Here is a 17,704-nt window from a genome sequence, read left to right on the forward strand (position 1 = left end):
GGGACCAGGGGTTTCGGGTTACTGGTTTGGAGCTACGGCGTTGCCACCGCAAACGTGTCGCACTTTTTGATGTCCCCGGTCTTGTAGCCCTGGTAGAACCACTTCTGCCGCTGGGCACTTGAGCCGTGGGTCCATGCCTCCGGTGAGACGCGGCCCGTGGCAGCCTTCTGGATCCGGTCATCGCCCACGGCCGAAGCGGCCGACAAGGCATCTTGAATGTCCTTGTTTGTGAAGGGTTCGAGGTACGGCTGGCCGGTCTTGGGGTCCGGCTGCGTGGTTGCATAGTGGGCCCACAGCCCTGCGTAGCAGTCGGCCTGGAGCTCAACCCGGACACCGCCCGAGCCTGGGCCCTGCGGATCCTGCTGAGCCCGATCGAGGTCGCCCAGGATGTTCTGGATGTGGTGGCCGAATTCGTGGGCCACCACATATTCCTGTGCCAGCGGGCCGCCGGACGAGCCGAAGCGGTCGACGAGTTCCTGGAAGAAGCCGGGATCGAAGTATGCCGTGGTGTCGACGGGGCAGTAGAACGGTCCCACGTCTGAGGTGGCGGCGCCGCAGCCAGTGTTGGTTGCGCGGGCGAAGATCACGGCATCGGGCCGCGGGTACTTCGTGTTGTACTTCGCCAGGTAGGCCGGCCAGAAGGCGTTCAGGCTGTTGACCGTGCCGGTGATCCTGCAGTCGAGGCGGGCGTCGGCGTCGGCGCCGGTCCGGCAGGCGGGAGCGGAGCCCTGGCTCTGCGACTGGGGGTCCTGGGCGGTGCCGGCCAGGCCTTCGAGAAGCTGGGGGTTGATGCCGAAGAGGGCTGCCAGTAACAGGATGATGCCGCCACCGATCCCGCCGCCGATCATGGGGCCGCGGCCCATCCCGCGGCGGTCCTGGACCTGTGACGGATCCAGCGGGGCGTTGTCGTTAAAGCTCATGGAGTCACAATATCCCGCACAAGCCGCCCGGGCGCCCGGCGGCGGTAAAGTTGGTGCGATGCCCTTTCTCGACAGACTCCAGCGCTGGGCCGATGACCGTCCCGACGACACAGCCGTCGTGGTGGCCGGAGAGCACCTCAGCTGGTCCGGTCTCCGGGACCAGGCAGCGGCGCTGGTGCCCTCCGCGCCTGCCATCACCGTGCTGTCGGAGCAAAATTCAACCCGCTTCGCCGTGGCGTTCGCGGCGGCCGTCGCTGGTGAGCGGCAGTGCGCCGTGCTGGACCCGGCCTGGCCGCAGCAGTTGCAGGACGGCATCAACGCCCGCATCGCCGGGATGCCCGCGACTCCGGCCGATCCTCGCCCGGCGGGGCCGGTAGCGGCGCCTGCAGCGCAGTGGACGGGGCTGGCCGCAGCGCTGTGCACTGAGCTGGTTGACGGGCCGCCCGACACCTCCTTCCTGATCGGCCTGACCTCCGGCACCACCTCGGTACCCAAGGCGTTCACCCGCTCGCGGCGGTCGTGGCAGGAATCGTTCGAGGCCTCCATTGAATTCTTCGGCCTGACGCAGGATGACAGATCGCTGGCCCCCGGTCCGCTCGCGGCAAGCCTGAACCTCTACGCCCTCGCCGAATGCCTGTACGCCGGTGCGGAGTTCCACAGCCTGGACCACTTCGACGTTGGCGCCGCGCACGCGGCGGTCAGCCACGATGGCATCACCCGGCTGGTCCTGGTGCCCACCATGCTCCGGCTGCTCAGCGAGCGCGGCCTGGCGGGCGGGGTGGACGCCTCCGGCATCCGCAGCATCATCTGCGCCGGTTCCAAGCTGGACGCCCGGACAATGGAAGCCGCCCGGCGCTGGGCACCGAATGCCACCATTTTCGAATACTACGGAGCGTCCGAACTCAGCTTCGTCTCGGGCGCCGGGCTGCGTCCGGGTGAACCCGTTGAGCCGGGCGGGACCGGCATCGGAAAGCCGTTTCCCGGCGTCGAAATCCGCATCCTGGACGATCACGGCGCCGAGCTCCCGGACGGCGGCGACGGCAACATCTGCGTCCGCAGCGGCATGGTCAGCAACGGCTACCTGTGGGGCGACGACGGCCAGGCGCTGCGCTGTTTCGACGGCTGGTACACCGTGGGGGACCAGGGGTACCTCTCCGGCGGGACCCTGCACATGCTGGGCCGCCGCTCCGACATGATCATCACCGCCGGCACCAACGTCTACCCGCACGAAGTCGAGATGGCGCTGGCCTCCGTTCCCGGCGTCGCGGCGGCCGTGGCCGCCGGCATGGCCGACGACCTTCGCGGCCAGCGCGTCGTGGCCGGCGTGGTGCCCTCGCACGGGGCGGTCACCGCCACCCAGCTGAGATCCGGGATCGCCGATGTGCTGGCCCGAAACAAACGCCCCCTGGAATACTTCGCCCTGACCGAGCTGCCCCTGACGGACCGCGGCAAGATCAGCCGGCAACTGCTCCTCGACTGGGTGGCCCGGAACGATCCCAGGATCCGGCGCCTTGGCTGAGCCGCGCGTGGGCAACGGGTCATCTGACATCGGGCCGTCTTCACCCGGGCTGCCGTTCCCGGGACCGTCACTCCCGGGGATGCTGCCGGAAGACCGGCAGCCGGTAATCATCGCCGCGCGCCGGACGCCGCTCTGCCGGGCCAACGGGGCCCTGAAGAAGTTGCGCGCCCATGAACTCCTGGCCCCGGTGCTTCGCAGCCTGCTCGCCGACGCGGGCGGCGGGCTCGCCCCGGAGTCGGTGACCGACGTCGTGATCGGCAACGCCGTAGGCGGCGGCGGGAACGTGGCCCGGCTCGCCGCGCTGGAGGCTGGCCTGCCCGTCACCGTCCCCGGCGTCACGGTGGACCGGCAGTGCGGCTCCGGCCTGGACGCGATCGTCCTGGCCTCCCGGCTGGTCGCGGCGGGCGGCGGCGGCCTGTACCTGGCCGGTGGCGTGGAGAGCATCAGCACGGCTCCGCTCCGGGCCCGCCGGAACGACGACGGCAGCCCCGAGTACTACACCCGGGCCCAGTTCGCGCCTCTCAGCCTCGGCGATCCCGACATGGGAGTGGCGGCCGAGAACGTTGCCGCCCACTTCGGCATCAGCCGGGAACGCCAGGACGCCTTCGCGCTCCGCAGCCACCAGCGCGCCCTGGCCGCCGCCGCCGCCGGGACGTTCGACGGCGAGATCGTGCCGCTCGCTGCGGGCTCCGGGGCGGCCGCGGCCGCCGATGACGGTCCCAGACCGAGTCTGGGCCCGGCCCTGTTGGCCCGGTTCCCGCCCGTGTTCGCCGCCGGGGGCACGGTGACGGCCGGGAACTCGTGCTTCGACGCCGACGGTGGCGCCGCTGTGGTCATCACGTCCGTGGAACATGCCCGCCGGCTGGGCGCCGCGGACGGGTTGCTCATACTGGGAACCGACACCGCCGGGGTGGCGCCGCAGCTCCTGGGCATCGGCGCGGCCGCAGCCGCAGAACGGCTCCTCGCGGCACACGGGCTGACGGCCGCGGACCTGGGCCTCGTGGAATTCAACGAGGCCTTCGCTGCCCAAACCCTCGCCTGCTTTGACCGGCTGGGGATTGATCCGGAGCAGGCCAACCTCGACGGCGGGGCCCTGGCTCTTGGCCACGCCTATGGAGCCTCGGGCGCGGTGCTGGTTACCCGGCTGCTGGCACAGGCGCGCAGGTCCGGGCAGCCGGGCCAGCTTGCCCTGGCGATGATCAGCATTGCGGGCGGCATGGGCACGGCCGCGCTGCTCGGGTACACGCGCTTCACCTGACCCTCCCGGGGGACATGCCCAGTCCTGGCGCCCGGGAGGGACATGTCCATTCTTCGCCGTGTCTGGTGGGCATAGGGGCCACATGTCCATCGGTTGCGGACAGGGGAGCGCATGCCCCTCTGCCTGGTGCGGACATGCCCCGTCCTGGGACGGCGGATGGGACATGTTCTGTCCTGGGACCGCGGAACGGACATACCCACTCTTCGCCGTGTCTCGCGGACATGTGGGCCATATGTCCATCGGCTGCGGGCAGGGGAGCGCATGCCCCTCTGCCTGACACGGACATGCCCTGCCTTAGTACTGGGAAGGGACATGGCCACTGGCCGACCGGAATCGGGGATGCCTTTATAGGCTTCAGGCCGCTCAACATCACTGGGGGAACCGGGTCGCCAGCCAACGCCACCGCACTGACTCGACTTGGTCGAGGTGCTGAATGACGCGGAACCCCACCCCGTCCGACCGCACCCCTACCACGTCTGGAACGGTGCAGTCAGATTGGACTTGGTGCTACCAGCAGTGGCTGTGCTCTTTTCTCGATAGAAGAGTAGAATAGTAGTTAGCAATGCTAATTAGCGCGGCTAACTATTTCGGCCGGGCCGGCCCTGGAGGCACTATGACCACCACCCACGATTCCCCTCACGCAGGGGATAGCATCCGACCCGACATCTTGGCGATCGAGTTGCGGACAGCCGTCATGCGCACGTCCCGACGGCTCCGCATCGAGGCAAGCGGTGACATTCTTACGCCGGGACAGTACACAGTCCTGGCACATCTTCGAAGCAGCTCCCAAACCCTTCGCGAACTGGCCGAGCTGGAGCATGTCCAGGCGCCGTCGATGACTCGGATAGTCAACGCGCTGACCGACCAAGGGTTCGTGTCGCGGTCAGAGCATCCCGAGGACGGCCGTCAGGTTCTCGTCTGGATTACTCCGGCCGGTGAGTCCGTCCTGAACGAGGCCCGCAGCCAGCGGACAGCATGGCTGGCCCAGCGGGTCGCGCTGCTGAGTGACGAGGACCGTCTGACGCTGAGCCGTGCCGCTCGCATCATGCAGGAGTTGAGCGCCAGATGAGTGTCATGTTCCGGGCGCTGGGGAACCGCAACTACCGGTTGTGGGCCGGCGGGGCCTTGGTGTCCAACATCGGCACCTGGATGCAACGGGTGGCCCAGGACTGGCTGGTGCTGACGGTGTTGACCGACCACTCCGGTACCGCCGTCGGCATCACGACGGGACTACAGTTCCTTCCGATGCTTCTCCTTGGACCGTACGCGGGCGTTCTTGCGGACCGGTACCGCAAACTGGCGATCCTAAAGTGGACGCAGACGGCCATGGGCCTGTGCGGACTGCTGGTGGGGCTCCTGGTCCTAACGGGTTCAGCGCAGTTGTGGCAGGTCTATGTGGCGGCTCTATGCCTTGGGGTGGCCAGCGCTATTGACGGACCAGCGCGCCAGGCCTTTGTCTCCGAACTGGTGGGTCAGGACAACATTTCAAATGCAGTGGCGCTCAACTCCGCTTCCTTTAACACGGCCCGGCTCACCGGGCCCGCCATCGCCGGTGTGCTCATTGCCTGGGTCGGCACGGGACCCGTGTTCCTGCTCAACGCAGCCAGCTTCGCCGCGGTCATCATCTCCCTGTGGCGCATACATGAGTCCGGGCTGTTCCCTACAGTGCCGGCCCGCAACGGCAAACACCCGGTTGCCGAGGGCTTGGCGTACGTAAAACGGCGCCGGGACCTGGTGCTCATCCTTGTCATGGTCGGGATCCTGGGAGCATTCGGCATGAATTTCGCCATTACCAACGCGCTGATGGCCACCGCGGAATTCGGCATGGGGCCGGGGGAGTTCGGGCTTCTGGGCTCCATCATGGCCGTGGGGACTTTGGCCGGTGCGCTGCTGGCCGCCCGCAGGTCCGGTCCGAGGCTGCGCTTCGTGCTCGGCGGTGCCCTGGGCTTGGGATTCTTCACGCTCGTGGGCAGCGTGGCCCCTTCGTTTTGGCTCTACGCAGCCCTCCTGATTCCGGTGGGCCTTGCATCAATGACTTTCCTGAACAGCTGCAATACGAGCATCCAGCTCTCGGTGGAGCCGCAATTCCGGGGGCGGGTGCTGGCGCTGTATCTGGCGGTCCTGCAGGGCGGGACCGCCCTCGGGGCGCCTTTGATGGGTTGGATCGGTACTGAATTCGGCGGGCGCTGGTCGGTAGCCGCCGGGGGCTCCATCGTGCTGCTCACCGGCCTGTGCTCGGCGATCGTGGTCAGCCGGAGCAGCAGCTTGACCCTGCGGGATCAACTTCGGACTGTGGTCGTCAGCAAGCGCTCACGTAACAGGCGGACTCAGGACCGCGAGGCTGCCGGCCAACCTGGAGGCGCCTGACGCCGCCAATTACTGGCACCGGGGACGAACATGTCCAGGCCAGCCTCGGTCGGGCATGTCCATTCTTCGGCGCGGTGGGTGGGCATCAGGGCCATATGTGCACTGGCTGCGGCCACGGGAGGGCATGCCCATTTTTCGAACCTTGGGGGCAGTGCTTCCGCCGGCAACTTGATTGGGACATGTCCACTCTTCGGCGCGGGGAGTGGGCATCAGGGCCATATGTGCACTGGATGCGGCCACAGGAGGGCATGTCCAATGGCCAACCCGGCGCGGTAGCCAGCGGGGGTACGTGGCGGCCACTCTGGCCACCCGAGGGCGCGGCGCTAGTCCTCGGGGTCCTCAGGCTCGCCCAGTCCACGGGCGGCGAGGGCTTCACCGGTCTGCCGGGCGAAGGCCACCGTGCTGATGAACACGGGCAGCACAAGAGCCCGCGGGTTGCGCTCGAGCCCGCGGGCCCGAGCAGAGTCGCGCACGTCCATATACGCCCCGGCCACAAACGGGATGCTGCGGAGCATGATGGCAATGGTCAGGGCGAAGCGTTCGGGATCCGCACCGAAGCGCCGGAACGGCCGGGCCAAAGACACCACGCCGTCGAGCAGGACCTGCACCGGGGTGGTGGCGGTCAGGATTGAGGCCGCCACAACGCAGACCAAGACGTTCAGCACGATCCTGGCGGCCGTGGGTGGCCCCAGCTGCCACCACTGGAAGACACCGATCGCCGAGAGGACCGGCAGGACCGGGCGCACGGCGCGAAACAGCCGGGCCGGACCTGCCCCGCTGAGCAGGAACAGCGCGCAGAGCAGTGCCAATACGGCAGCCGACACGGCCCAATCGGCGATCAGGAACGACGCCATTCCGCAGCCAACGACCAGCAGGAACTTCAGCCACAGCGGCACCCGGTGGATCAGGGACGAGCCCGGCACATACGCTGCCAGGAGGAAGCCGTGGCTGCTCATGACTGCTCCTGGCGGGTCCGCTCAGGTCCGCCGCCATCGAGCCCGCCGCCGGCCAGCCCGCCAGGCCCGTCCAGCCCGCCGCCGGCCAGCCCGCCAGGCCCGTCCAGCCCGCCGCCGGCCAAGCCGCCACCAGCTGCAGGCGGACCGGCAGCGCTGAGGGCGCGGTAGTGCGCGACGGCGGCCGCCGGTCCGCCGTCGAACACCACCTTCCCGTCGTCCACCACCAGGACGCGGTCCATATCCAGGGCAAGGTCGAGGTCGTGGGTGGACAGGATGACCTGCTGGCGGAGTCCGGCCAGCGTGCGCCGAAGGAGTTCGCGGTTGCGGAGGTCCAGCAGGGTGGAGGGCTCGTCGAGAACCAGCACATCCGGATCGACGGCCAGGACCGCGGCCAGCGCCAGGAGTTGCCGCTCACCGCCGGAGAGCTCGTAGATGCTCTGGTCCGCCAGCGGCAGGAGGCCGAAGCGTTCCAGGACTGATTCGGCGCGGGCCCGGCGCTCTGTACCGTTGCGGATGGAGCGCCGCAAGGACAGTTCCACATCCTCGCGGCCGGTGGGCATGACGAGCTGGGAGAGCGGATCCGTGAAGACAAACCCCACGCGCCGGCGGACCTCCCGGACCGAGCGGACGGTATCGGCGCCGTCGACCCGCACCGTGCCGTCGCTGGGTGCCACGAGCCCGTTGAGGAGCCGCAAGAGGGTGGACTTCCCCGAGCCGTTGGCCCCGATGACACCGATCCGCCGCTCCGTGAGGTCCAACGACAGCTCGTGGAGCAGCGTCTTGGGTGCGGGCCGGCCGTCAACCGGCACCCGCACCGTCACGCGGTCCAGAACGATGCCGCTCACGGGCGGGTGTCAGCCGTCCGGACGCGACGGAGCAGCAGATCCGGGAAGGCCTTGTGCAGGGCCAGGGCGATGCTGACGGCCAGGATGTTCTTGATGATGTCGCCTGGGTAGAACGCGAGATCGGCAAGGAAGGCCTTGGAGAAGTCCAGCTTTGCGTTGACCATCATGCCCAGGATGCCTAGGCCGTGGATGAAGACGATGCTGCTCACCATGGCGGCGGCGAAGAGGAGGATGGGGCGCAGTTTGCCGGTGCGCTTGGCGGTGCGGGCCAGCACGACGGCGGCCAGCCAGCCCACGGCTGTGGCGGCAAACAGGAATCCGATGATGTAGCCGGCGGAGGGGCCGGCGAGGACGCCCAGCCCGCTGCGGCCGCCGCTGAAGATCGGCAGGCCCGCGAAGCCCAGGAGCAGGTAGAGGCCGACGGCGGCGAAGGCCCGGGCCGGGCCGAGGGCCAGCCCCGTGAGCATGACGGCAAGGGTCTGCAGCGTGATGGGCACGCCGAGCCCGCCGACCGGAATGGCGGCGATCAGCGCGGATGCGGCCACCAGGGCGGCGAAGACGGCGATGAGCCCAAGGTCGGTGGCATTCCAGCGGCTCCGGCGGCGCGGGGTCCTGGCGGTGGCGGGATGGTCGGTTTGCGTCATGGTGTTCCTGTCGGGTGCTGCTGCGGATATCGGACTAGTGATTCGACTGTACGGCCGCGGCCGGTCGGGTTTTTTGTAGGCGCCCCACTAACCGGCGGCCCGGAAGCTGGAGGGCGCCGCCAATGACGACCGGCCAGGGGATCGCGCCGGCCGCCGGCTGCTGCCATCTGGGCCCATGTCAGGGAGAAGGGGCGGTGCCGGTAGACTTGTAAAGGCCGTGCTCTCGCACCGCCCTGCCCGGCCCCGCCCAGACTCCACCCGTTGCGCCGCGGCATTCCCTGTTGTGAAAGGCCTTAGCTGCATTGATTACCGTCCAGGATCTCGAACTGCGCGCCGGCGCCCGCCTCCTCATGGACCAGGTGAGCTTCCGGATCGACAAGGGAGACAAGATCGGTCTGGTCGGCCGTAACGGTGCAGGCAAGACAACGCTGACCCGCGTGCTCGCGGGCGAGGGCATGCCTGCCGCGGGCAAGGTAACCCGCACCGGCGAAATCGGCTACCTGCCGCAGGATCCGCGCACCCCGGACATGGAGCAGCTCGCGCGGGACCGGATCCTGTCCGTTCGCGGCCTGGACATCGCCGTCGGCAAGCTCCGCGTGGCCCACGAAGAGATGGCCAGCGAGGACGCCGCGGTCCAGCGTAAGGCGATGAACCGCTATGACCGGCTGGAATCCGAGTTCCTGGCCGCCGGCGGCTATGCGGCCGAAGCCGAGGCGGCAGCGATCTGCTCGAACCTCGCCCTGCCGGACCGCCTGCTGAACCAGCCGCTCAAGACGCTGTCCGGTGGGCAGCGGCGCCGCGTGGAGCTCGCGCGCATCCTGTACTCGGATGCCGAAACCATGCTCCTTGACGAGCCGACTAACCACCTCGACGCCGACTCCATCTCTTGGCTCCGTGAGTTCCTCAAGAACCACCAGGGCGGGCTGATCGTGATCAGCCACGACACCGAACTGCTGGAAGCGACTGTCAACAAGGTCTTCCTCCTCGATCCCAACCGCGCCCAGATCGACTTCTACAACATGGACTGGAAGCGCTACCTCACCCAGCGCGAAACGGACGAGCGTGCCCGCAAGCGTGAGCGCGCCAACGCGGAGAAGAAGGCCCAGGTCCTCTTCGACCAGGCCAACAAGATGCGTGCCAAGGCCACCAAGGCCGTCGCCGCGCAGAACATGGCCAAGCGTGCCGAGCGTCTGCTGGGCGGCCTCGAAGCCGTGCGCGCAACCGACCGCGTGGCAGCCCTCCGCTTCCCGGATCCGTCACCCTGTGGCAAGACCCCGCTCACCGCGGACGGCCTCAGCAAGTCCTACGGCTCGCTGGAGATCTTTACCGACGTCGACCTCGCGATCGACCGCGGCTCCAAGGTGGTCATCCTGGGTCTCAACGGTGCCGGCAAGACCACCCTGCTGCGCATGCTCGCCGGCGTCGACAAGCCAGACACCGGCGAAGTCGTGGCGGGACACGGCCTGAAAGTGGGCTACTACGCCCAGGAGCACGAGACGCTTGACGTGGACCGCACGGTCTTGCAGAACATGCGCTCGTCCGCCCCGGACATGAACGACGCCGAGGTACGCAACATTCTGGGGTCGTTCCTGTTCTCCGGCGACGACGTCGACAAGCCCGCCGGTGTGCTCTCCGGCGGCGAGAAGACCCGACTGGCGCTGGCCACCATCGTGGCCTCGAGCGCGAACGTGCTGCTCCTCGATGAGCCGACGAACAACCTCGACCCTGCCAGCCGGGCCGAAATCCTCGGGGCCCTGGCCAACTACACCGGCGCCGTCGTCCTCGTGAGCCACGATGAGGGCGCCGTCGAGGCGCTCAACCCGGAGCGCGTCGTCCTGCTGCCCGACGGCATCGAGGACCACTGGAACGAAGACTACCTGGACCTGATCACGCTGGCGTAAGGCCGCCCAGTTGCGTTAACGGACCGGCATCTCTTCCGCGCCCGTGATCCTGTGCAGGTCCTCGTAGCTGATGGAGAACATCGAGTTGTGATCGCCTGCCCCTGCCCACAGGACACGGTGGGCTGCCAGGGACTCGTCCAACAGGGTCCGGATCTTCTCCGGGTGGCCGACGGGGGCCACGCCGCCTACTTCCTGGCCGGTGTGTTCCAGGACGAACTCGGGGGAGGCACGGCGGATTCTGCCCGTGCCCAGCTGCTCGGCGACCTTGTGGACGTCGACTTTAGCTCCGCCGCTGGCGAGTATCAGCAGGGGAGTGCCCTCAAGGTCGAACACCAGGCTGTTGGTGATCGCGGCGACGTCGCAGCCCAGCGTGGCGGCTGCGGCCGCCGCCGTCGGGACTTTTGAATCGAATACGGTCACCGTGTCCTTCGCGCCCAGGGCGGTCAGGGCGCGCTTGACGTTCGCCACCGGTCCGGGAACGGCATCAGGGCTCATCGCTTAGAACCCTTGGGCATCGAGGATGGCGTCTTCCTCTTCTTCCGCCGTCGCGTTCTTGCGCTTACGCGGAGCGGGACGGCGCCGCACGGCCGGGCCGCTGGAGTGCAGGAACACGCCCTCGGCTGCCTCGGCCTCGGCGTCCTCCGCGTCAATCGCGGCGTTGCGGGCCTGCTGCCGGGCCGCGTAGCCGAACCCGACGAACATCAGCACGCCGAACGCGAACCACTGCAGGGAGTAGGAAAGGTGCGTGCCTTCATCGGTGGACGGCTTGGGGAACGGGAACGGCATGTCCTGCACCGCGGGCGACTCCGATGCCAGCTGCCCGTAGGCGCCCGTGAGCAGCGGATAGCCCAGCTGCGCGGAATAGGCGGCCAGGTCGATCGAGGCCAGCTGGCCGTCCGGGGCGCCGCGCTGCAGCGCGGGCTCGGCCGGCTTGAGTCGGGCAACCACTGTTGCCGGACCCTGGGGCGGCGCTGGCACTGAGTCGGGCCGGCCCGGGGTGTTGTTGCCGATGGGCAGCCAGCCACGGTCAATCACCACGGTTTCGCCGGACTGGAGCTTGAACGGCACCACGACCTCGTAGCCGGGCTGGCCGTTGAGCGGGCGGTTGCGGACGATGCGCTGGCCGGCGACGTCGTAGCTGCCCTTGAGTTCCACCTGGGTCCACTCCCGCTCCGGGTTCAGCCGGCTGAACTGGTCCCTGACATCAGCGAACGGCACGGGGTCGGCTGAGTAGTTGGAGACCACCCGGTTGATTTCCGCCAGGGTTTCGGCGCGACGGTCCATCTGCCACCGGCCCAGTCCGACGCAGCCCGCAGCGAAGATCGCGGCCAGCAACAAGTACCCCAGCCATTTACTGGAGAAGAGAAAGCGGTACATTCAGCCCATCCTGCCTGACGGGTCGAGGGGCGCGGTCTCTGCGGAGAGATCGATGGGCTCGGCGCCGAGGGTCACAGTCTCTTTCCACAGTCCGCGCGTCTGGAGGTAGTCCTCAAGCCAGGCGCGGTGTTCACCGCACGCCAGCCAGATCTTGCGCCGCTCCGGGGCATGGATTTTGGGATTGTTCCACAGCAGCTGGCACTCCGCTGCCGTGCGGCAGGCCTTCCGGGAGCAGACGGTGCCGGGGGACGCGGCGGGGTCGCCGCCAGTCCCGGCCAGGTCAAAGAGGTTCATGAAGCTGCCCGTCCGTGGTCGTCGTCGTCGTTCTCATTATCGATCAGCTCGCCCTGCAGCAGCGTCCCGGAGCCGTCATCGCCGTCGCCGCCGTCCGCCGGGTACTGCCCGGCCGGGTCCGCGGGTGCGGCGTCCAGCTCTGCGAGCGGAGCATAGTCCAGGAGGGAGTCGCTATGGATTTCCGCCTTGTCGCTGCCGTTGGCGATCACCACCGCAACCCAGGGCAGGAAAACGGCGCCAAGCACCGGGATGAGCTTGAACCAGCCATCCACGACAAAGATCAGGATCAGGCAAACCATGCGGATGCCCATGGCGACGGCGTATTTGATCATCCGTTCGCGTATCTCGTCTGAGTGCGCGGCGGCGGCGTCTGTGATGCTGTGCACCTCGGTACCACCGGACTCGGCGTCCGGCTTCCCGGGCACATGCGCACCGGGTCGGTTTTTGAGTGTCACGGCTGTCAGATCACGCTCCCAAGGCTTACTTCGATTCTCTCACCATCGGCGGAGCCGCCCAAACGGATGCGAACCGGGCGCTAAGATCGGAGGCAGGAAAAATCCAGCCCCCAGCGCGGCCCTCCCTGCCGCAGAACCCGGAGCCCCATATGTCTGACACACCCACCACCGGCCGCAGCGTTCTCATCACCGGCGGAAACCGGGGGATCGGCCTGGCCATCGCCGAGTCGTTCCTGGCCAACGGCGACAAGGTGGCGGTGACCTTCCGCAGCGAATCGTCGCTGCCCGAGGGCATCCTCGGCGTCAAGGCGGACGTCACCGACGAAGCTTCGGTCGACGCTGCGTTCGCGGAAGTCGAGGCCGCCCACGGTCCCGTGGAAGTACTCGTAGCCAACGCCGGCATCACCAAGGACACCCTGCTGATGCGCATGAGCGAGGATGACTTCACCTCGGTGATCGACACGAACCTCACAGGCGCCTTCCGGGTAATCAAACGCGCGTCCAAGGGCATGATCCGGGCGCGCAAGGGCCGCGTGGTGCTCATTTCCTCCGTCTCTGGCCTGTACGGCGCGCCAGGCCAGATCAACTACTCTGCCTCGAAGGCGGGCCTGGTGGGCATCGCCCGGTCGCTCACCCGCGAGCTCGGCGCGCGCGGGATCACTGCGAACGTAGTCGCACCCGGCTTCATCAACACGGACATGACGGCCGAGCTGCCCGAGGCAACGCAGAAGGACTACCTGACCAAGGTCCCCGCCGGCCGCTTCGCCGAGGCCTCCGAGGTCGCCAACGTTGTCCGCTGGATCGCCAGCGACGAGGCGTCTTACATTTCGGGTGCGGTCATTCCGGTCGACGGCGGACTCGGAATGGGCCACTAGTCCCGCGCGACCCCGCGCGACGCCTGACGCAGACGCGGCGGACGACGGCGGTGTCCGCCGTCGTCCGCAGTCCGCTTGCGGCGGGCCTTTTTGCCCTTGGCACTCGGGCGCCGAAAGCGTGTAATGAGCTCACAGCCCCCGACCATGCCACGGCAGGGGCGTGGACCCAGGAGGAAAATCATGAGTGATCTCAGCAAGTGGACGCCCTCGGACATGCTGGAACCGGTCCGCCGCTTCCTAGATGGTGATCTGTCCATAGCGCCAGGGATCAAGATCGAACAGTTCCAAGAGGGCAGCACCCTGGTGGTTCGGGCGGAAGTGCCCGGGATCGACCCCGACCAAGATGTCGACGTCTCGGTCAGCGAGGGGATGCTCCATATCGCGGTGGAGCGGCAGGAAACGTCCGAGCACAAGAGCAAAGCCGGATACCGCTCGGAGTTTCGCTATGGCCGGTCCGCCCGCAGCATTGCCCTGCCCGCGGGGGCGAAGGAAGAAGATATCACCGCCACGTACAAGGACGGCGTCCTGGAAGTCCGCGCACCGGCTCCCGAGGTAGTGACGGGGGAAACGTCGAAGAAGATCCGCATTGACCGCAGCTGACCCGGCCGCGGGCGGGTTCCGGGTGTGACCCGTCGGAACTACGCCGCCGGGGCTTCTTTGTGGATGCTGAACAACTGTAAAGGCACGATCCGCTGGCATGATGGATTGCAGACCCACAGTATTTGGACGTTTGGAACAAAGGAGCTCGTATGGGACTGCTGGACAAGAAGACTGCGATTGTGACCGGTTCGTCGCGCGGAATCGGCGCCGACATCGCCAAGATCCTCGCCAGCGAAGGCGCGGCCGTCGTCGTGAACTACCGCCAGAAGGCGCCGCGCGCCAACAAGGTCGTCGCGGAGATCGAAGCCGACGGCGGCCGTGCGGCTGCCGTCGGGGCGGACCTGACCACCCAGGAAGGCGTCCAGGCCCTCGCCAGCGCCGCCATGGAGAACTTCGGCTCGCTCGACCTTCTGATCCTCAACGCCTCCGGCGGCATGGAGACCGGGATGGAAGAGGGCTACGCGCTGAAGCTGAACCGTGACGCCCAGGTGAACATGCTCAACGCCGCCGTGGCGCTCATGCCCGAAGGCTCGCGCGTGGTCTTCGTGACCAGCCACCAGGCCCACTTCATCGACACGGTGCCCACCATGCCCGACTATGAGCCCGTGGCCCGCAGCAAGCGTGCCGGCGAGGACGCACTCCGCGCACTCGTCCCGGCCCTGGCTGACAAGGGGATCTCGCTCGTGGTTGTCTCCGGCGACATGATCGAGGGCACCGTCACGGCCACCCTGCTTGACCGGTCCAACCCCGGCGCCATCGAGGCCCGCCGTGCCGAAGCGGGCAAGCTGTACTCGGTCAAGGAGTTTGCCGCGGAGGTCGCCAAGATGGCCACGGCCGACGTCGAGACCGGCCACACCGAATACGTCGGCGGCGCCGACTACTTCTCCAAGACTGCCGACAAGAGCTCCAGCTAGGAGCTCTCGCCACCGGAAACGCCGAGAAGGCACGTCGCAGCAATGTTTTGACTCAACATTGCCACGACGTGCCTTCTCGCGGTTAACGCATCAGACCCCCGCGATGTACCGCACGGCGTCGAGATAGGGAAGGTTGACGGCGGCGTCCGCGGCAGCACGGACGGCCGGCTTGGCATTGAAGGCGATGCCGATCCCGGCGGCGCCCAGCATGTCGAGGTCGTTGGCGCCGTCTCCCACGGCGATGGTGTGCTCCATGGGGATGCCCTCGGCTGCGGCCCACTCGCGCAGGTACTTCTCCTTGGCGGCCCTGTCGATGACGTCGCCGAGGACTTTGCCGGTCAGTGCGCCGTCGACGATTTCCAGTTCATTGGCGATCCAGTAGTGCAGCCCCAGGTCTTCGGCGATCGGCTGGAGGATCTGGTTGAACCCGCCGGACACCACGGCCACAGCATGGCCGGCAGCCTGGAATGCCGCCACGAGTTCGGCGGCGCCCTCGGTCAGCCTGACCTCGGCCCGGACCCGCTCAACCACGTCCGCCGGCAACCCGGCGAGCACCGCCACCCGGGCGTGCAGGCTCTGGGCGAAGTCCAGCTCGCCACGCATGGCGGCCTCGGTCACCGCTGTCACTTCCTCGCGCTTGCCGGCGTAGGCGGCCAGGAGTTCGATCACTTCCTGCTGGATGAGCGTGGAGTCCACGTCCATGATCAGGAACTTTCGCGGCGCGCCGCGCAGCGCCGCGGGAACCAGTGCCGTGTCCACGCCCTCGACGCCGGCGGCCGCCAGCGCGCGGCGCAGCCCGTCCAGCCGGGCACCTGTCACGGCGTCGGGCCCGCCGCCTTCCGGGGCCTCCAGCGCGCAGTCCGCCGCATACACCTCGAAGCGCCCGTCGCCGGCGCGGGTTTCGGCACCGACGCTGAGCCCAGCGGCCGTCAGGAGCGAACGCAGCCGCTGGATCTCGGGAAGGGACAATTTCAGGCCGTAGCTCACTGCGGTCACGTTCGAACTCATGGCCTCAATCCTAGCGAGCAGGCCTTGGACGGCCCGAATTCGTTGCGCCTGGGCCGGCGCCGCGTGACGCAGCACGGCAGCCCGCGGCGCCGGTTATCAGTCGTCCGCTTTTTTGTCCTAGTGTCTACTCCTATGAGTGATGTTCTTGAAATGGCCGGCGTCAGCGTTGTACGTGGGGCTAAAACCCTCCTGGACAAGGTGGACTGGCAGGTCAAGGAGGGCGAACGCTGGGTGATCCTGGGACCCAACGGTGCCGGCAAGACCACACTCCTCCAGCTGGCCGCGGCCCGGATCCACCCGACGTCCGGTATGGCGGGCATCCTCGAGGAAGTCCTCGGCGCCGTCGACGTCTTCGAGCTCCGGCCCCGGATCGGCCTGTCCTCGGCTGCCCTGGCCAGCCAGATCCCTGAACACGAGAAGGTCCTCAACGTGGTGGTCACCGCCGCCTACGGCGTGACCGGCCGCTGGCGCGAAGGCTACGAGAAGAACGACGAGCGGCGCGCCTTTGGGCTGCTGAACGAGTGGGGGATGGGCCCGCTGCTCAACCGCCCCTTCGCCTCGCTCTCCGAAGGGGAGCGCAAGCGCGTCCAGATCGCCCGCGCCCTCATGACCGATCCCGAACTCCTGCTCCTGGACGAACCGGCCGCCGGGCTCGACCTCGGCGGGCGCGAGGACCTGGTCCAGCGCCTGAGCGAACTCGCCCGCGACGACACCGCCCCGGCGATCGTCCTGGTCACCCACCACCTCGAAGAAGTGCCGCCGGGCTTCACGCACGCGATGCTCATGCGCGACGGCGGCGTGGTGGCCTCCGGTCCGCTGCCTGAGGTCCTTACCGCCGGAAACCTGAGCGAAACGTTCGGCCTGCCGCTGGACGTCACCGTCAACGCCGGCCGGTACACCGCGACCGCCAGCCACTGACGGGTCCGCTGACCCCGCGTGGAGTTCCTCAATAGCGCCTTCATTTTCTTCGCCGGACTGTGGGCGGGCACCATCAACAGCGTCGTCGGGTCCGGCACCCTGGTCACGTTCCCGGTGCTGATCGCCCTGGGCTACGCCCCGGTCACGGCCTCCATCAGCAACGCCATGGGGCTCGTGGCCGGCAACGCCACCGGCGCCTGGGGCTACCGGAAGGAACTCGAAGGCCGCGGCAAGCAGCTGCTCCGGCTCCTTCCGGCCTCGCTGCTGGGCGCCGTCACCGGCGCGTACCTGCTACTCCACCTGCCCGAACAGGTCTTCTACTACGCCGCCCCCGTCCTGATCGTGCTGGCCCTGCTGATGGTGGTCTTCCAGCCGCGGCTCCAGCGGTGGGTGAAGAACCGCGAGGAAAACCCTGAGCACGCCATCCGGGACCGGCGGCACGGTGTCCTGCTGATGGTGCTTGTCTACCTGGCCGGCGTCTATGGCGGCTACTTCGTCGCGGCCCAGGGCATCCTGTTAGTCGGCATCCTGGGCGTATTCATGACCGGGACCATCCAGAACGCCAACGCGATGAAGAACTTCCTGGTGCTGGGCGTGAACGTGGTCGCGGCCTGCTCCTACCTCCTGTTCGCCTTCGACCGGATCGACTGGGGCGTGGTCGGACTGATCGCCGTGAGCTCCCTGATCGGCGGCGTGATCGGCTCCAAGGTGGGCCGCCGGCTCTCCCCGGCGGTCCTGCGCGGGGTCATCTTCGTCCTGGGCCTGGTGGCACTGGGATTCATGATCGCCAACCTGTTCAAATAACCACGTTGATTCAAAAATCCCCGCTGAAATGAACCAGCTGAAATGACCT

Annotated in this window: 19 protein-coding genes; 10 read left to right on the forward strand and 9 right to left on the reverse strand. The window is 67.8% G+C overall.

The annotated features are described in order from the left end of the window. Positions 1-32 precede the first annotated feature (32 nt). On the reverse strand, positions 33-920 hold the full coding sequence (gene ypfJ, locus AC1DEM_RS04500) for a KPN_02809 family neutral zinc metallopeptidase (protein ID WP_476883319.1): 888 nt from the start codon (positions 918-920) through the stop codon (positions 33-35). Positions 921-978: 58 nt separating this feature from the next. Here ypfJ and AC1DEM_RS04505 point away from each other — a divergent pair, with 58 nt between their 5' ends. The 4 genes from AC1DEM_RS04505 to AC1DEM_RS04520 all read left to right on the forward strand — a co-directional run bounded on the left by AC1DEM_RS04505 (position 979) and on the right by AC1DEM_RS04520 (position 6,064). Continuing rightward, positions 979-2,439, forward strand: a complete 1,461-nt coding sequence (locus tag AC1DEM_RS04505) for a class I adenylate-forming enzyme family protein (RefSeq protein ID WP_476883320.1) — start codon at positions 979-981, stop codon at positions 2,437-2,439. Positions 2,440-2,518: 79 nt separating this feature from the next. Beyond that, entirely contained in the window at positions 2,519-3,697 is a 1,179-nt protein-coding gene (locus tag AC1DEM_RS04510; RefSeq protein ID WP_476883436.1) for a thiolase family protein, read from the forward strand. Positions 3,698-4,310: 613 nt separating this feature from the next. Next, positions 4,311-4,766, forward strand: coding sequence for a MarR family winged helix-turn-helix transcriptional regulator (locus AC1DEM_RS04515; RefSeq protein ID WP_476883321.1), 456 nt, complete (start codon positions 4,311-4,313; stop codon positions 4,764-4,766). Beyond that, on the forward strand, positions 4,763-6,064 hold the full coding sequence (locus AC1DEM_RS04520; protein ID WP_476883322.1) for an MFS transporter: 1,302 nt from the start codon (positions 4,763-4,765) through the stop codon (positions 6,062-6,064). Before AC1DEM_RS04515 ends, AC1DEM_RS04520 begins: the two co-directional genes overlap by 4 nt. A 323-nt stretch (positions 6,065-6,387) precedes the next feature. Here AC1DEM_RS04520 and AC1DEM_RS04525 read toward each other — a convergent pair whose 3' ends face one another. From AC1DEM_RS04525 to AC1DEM_RS04535, 3 genes are read right to left on the reverse strand one after another with little or no spacing between them, the layout of a single operon-like run. Then, entirely contained in the window at positions 6,388-7,020 is a 633-nt protein-coding gene (locus AC1DEM_RS04525) for an energy-coupling factor transporter transmembrane component T family protein (protein WP_476883323.1), read from the reverse strand. Continuing rightward, a complete protein-coding gene (locus tag AC1DEM_RS04530; protein WP_476883324.1) occupies positions 7,017-7,865 on the reverse strand; it encodes an energy-coupling factor ABC transporter ATP-binding protein in 849 nt (282 codons plus the stop codon). The genes AC1DEM_RS04525 and AC1DEM_RS04530 overlap by 4 nt, the downstream gene beginning before the upstream one ends. Further along, the gene (locus AC1DEM_RS04535; protein WP_476883325.1) at positions 7,862-8,509 is read right to left on the reverse strand and encodes a biotin transporter BioY; all 648 of its coding nucleotides are present in this window, start codon (positions 8,507-8,509) and stop codon (positions 7,862-7,864) included. The genes AC1DEM_RS04530 and AC1DEM_RS04535 overlap by 4 nt, the downstream gene beginning before the upstream one ends. Positions 8,510-8,811: 302 nt before the next feature. Between AC1DEM_RS04535 and AC1DEM_RS04540 the strand changes: the two genes are divergently transcribed. Further along, positions 8,812-10,410, forward strand: a complete 1,599-nt coding sequence (locus AC1DEM_RS04540) for an ABC-F family ATP-binding cassette domain-containing protein (RefSeq protein WP_476883326.1) — start codon at positions 8,812-8,814, stop codon at positions 10,408-10,410. A 15-nt stretch (positions 10,411-10,425) separates the two neighbouring features. Here AC1DEM_RS04540 and AC1DEM_RS04545 read toward each other — a convergent pair whose 3' ends face one another. The 4 genes from AC1DEM_RS04545 to AC1DEM_RS04560 are packed head-to-tail and all read right to left on the reverse strand — an operon-like array spanning position 10,426 to position 12,536. Beyond that, positions 10,426-10,905 (reverse strand): YbaK/EbsC family protein, encoded by a 480-nt coding sequence (locus AC1DEM_RS04545; RefSeq protein WP_476883327.1) that lies wholly within the window; start codon positions 10,903-10,905, stop codon positions 10,426-10,428. 3 nt (positions 10,906-10,908) lie between these two features. Beyond that, positions 10,909-11,787, reverse strand: a complete 879-nt coding sequence (locus AC1DEM_RS04550; protein ID WP_377986279.1) for an SURF1 family cytochrome oxidase biogenesis protein — start codon at positions 11,785-11,787, stop codon at positions 10,909-10,911. Beyond that, entirely contained in the window at positions 11,788-12,081 is a 294-nt protein-coding gene (locus tag AC1DEM_RS04555) for a hypothetical protein (RefSeq protein WP_476883328.1), read from the reverse strand. After that, complete coding sequence (locus tag AC1DEM_RS04560; protein ID WP_476883329.1) at positions 12,078-12,536, reverse strand: DUF3099 domain-containing protein; 459 nt, start codon at positions 12,534-12,536, stop codon at positions 12,078-12,080. The genes AC1DEM_RS04555 and AC1DEM_RS04560 overlap by 4 nt, the downstream gene beginning before the upstream one ends. A 149-nt stretch (positions 12,537-12,685) precedes the next feature. Here AC1DEM_RS04560 and AC1DEM_RS04565 point away from each other — a divergent pair, with 149 nt between their 5' ends. From AC1DEM_RS04565 to AC1DEM_RS04575, 3 genes are all read left to right on the forward strand, one after another. After that, entirely contained in the window at positions 12,686-13,411 is a 726-nt protein-coding gene (locus tag AC1DEM_RS04565) for a beta-ketoacyl-ACP reductase (RefSeq protein ID WP_277523649.1), read from the forward strand. A 180-nt stretch (positions 13,412-13,591) separates the two neighbouring features. Beyond that, on the forward strand, positions 13,592-14,011 hold the full coding sequence (locus tag AC1DEM_RS04570; protein WP_476883330.1) for an Hsp20/alpha crystallin family protein: 420 nt from the start codon (positions 13,592-13,594) through the stop codon (positions 14,009-14,011). Positions 14,012-14,160: 149 nt separating this feature from the next. After that, the gene (locus tag AC1DEM_RS04575) at positions 14,161-14,925 is read left to right on the forward strand and encodes an SDR family oxidoreductase (RefSeq protein ID WP_476883331.1); all 765 of its coding nucleotides are present in this window, start codon (positions 14,161-14,163) and stop codon (positions 14,923-14,925) included. 90 nt (positions 14,926-15,015) lie between these two features. On the opposite strand, the gene serB is transcribed toward AC1DEM_RS04575, so the two are convergent. Then, positions 15,016-15,933: a phosphoserine phosphatase SerB gene (serB, locus tag AC1DEM_RS04580; protein ID WP_476883332.1), complete on the reverse strand. Its 918-nt coding sequence runs from the start codon at positions 15,931-15,933 to the stop codon at positions 15,016-15,018. A gap of 132 nt (positions 15,934-16,065) precedes the next feature. Between serB and AC1DEM_RS04585 the strand changes: the two genes are divergently transcribed. Next, a complete protein-coding gene (locus tag AC1DEM_RS04585) occupies positions 16,066-16,851 on the forward strand; it encodes an ABC transporter ATP-binding protein (protein ID WP_476883333.1) in 786 nt (261 codons plus the stop codon). 18 nt (positions 16,852-16,869) lie between these two features. Beyond that, positions 16,870-17,655, forward strand: a complete 786-nt coding sequence (locus tag AC1DEM_RS04590; protein WP_476883334.1) for a sulfite exporter TauE/SafE family protein — start codon at positions 16,870-16,872, stop codon at positions 17,653-17,655. Positions 17,656-17,704 lie beyond the last annotated feature (49 nt).

It is taken from the genome of Arthrobacter sp. 05T420 (assembly GCF_056396305.1).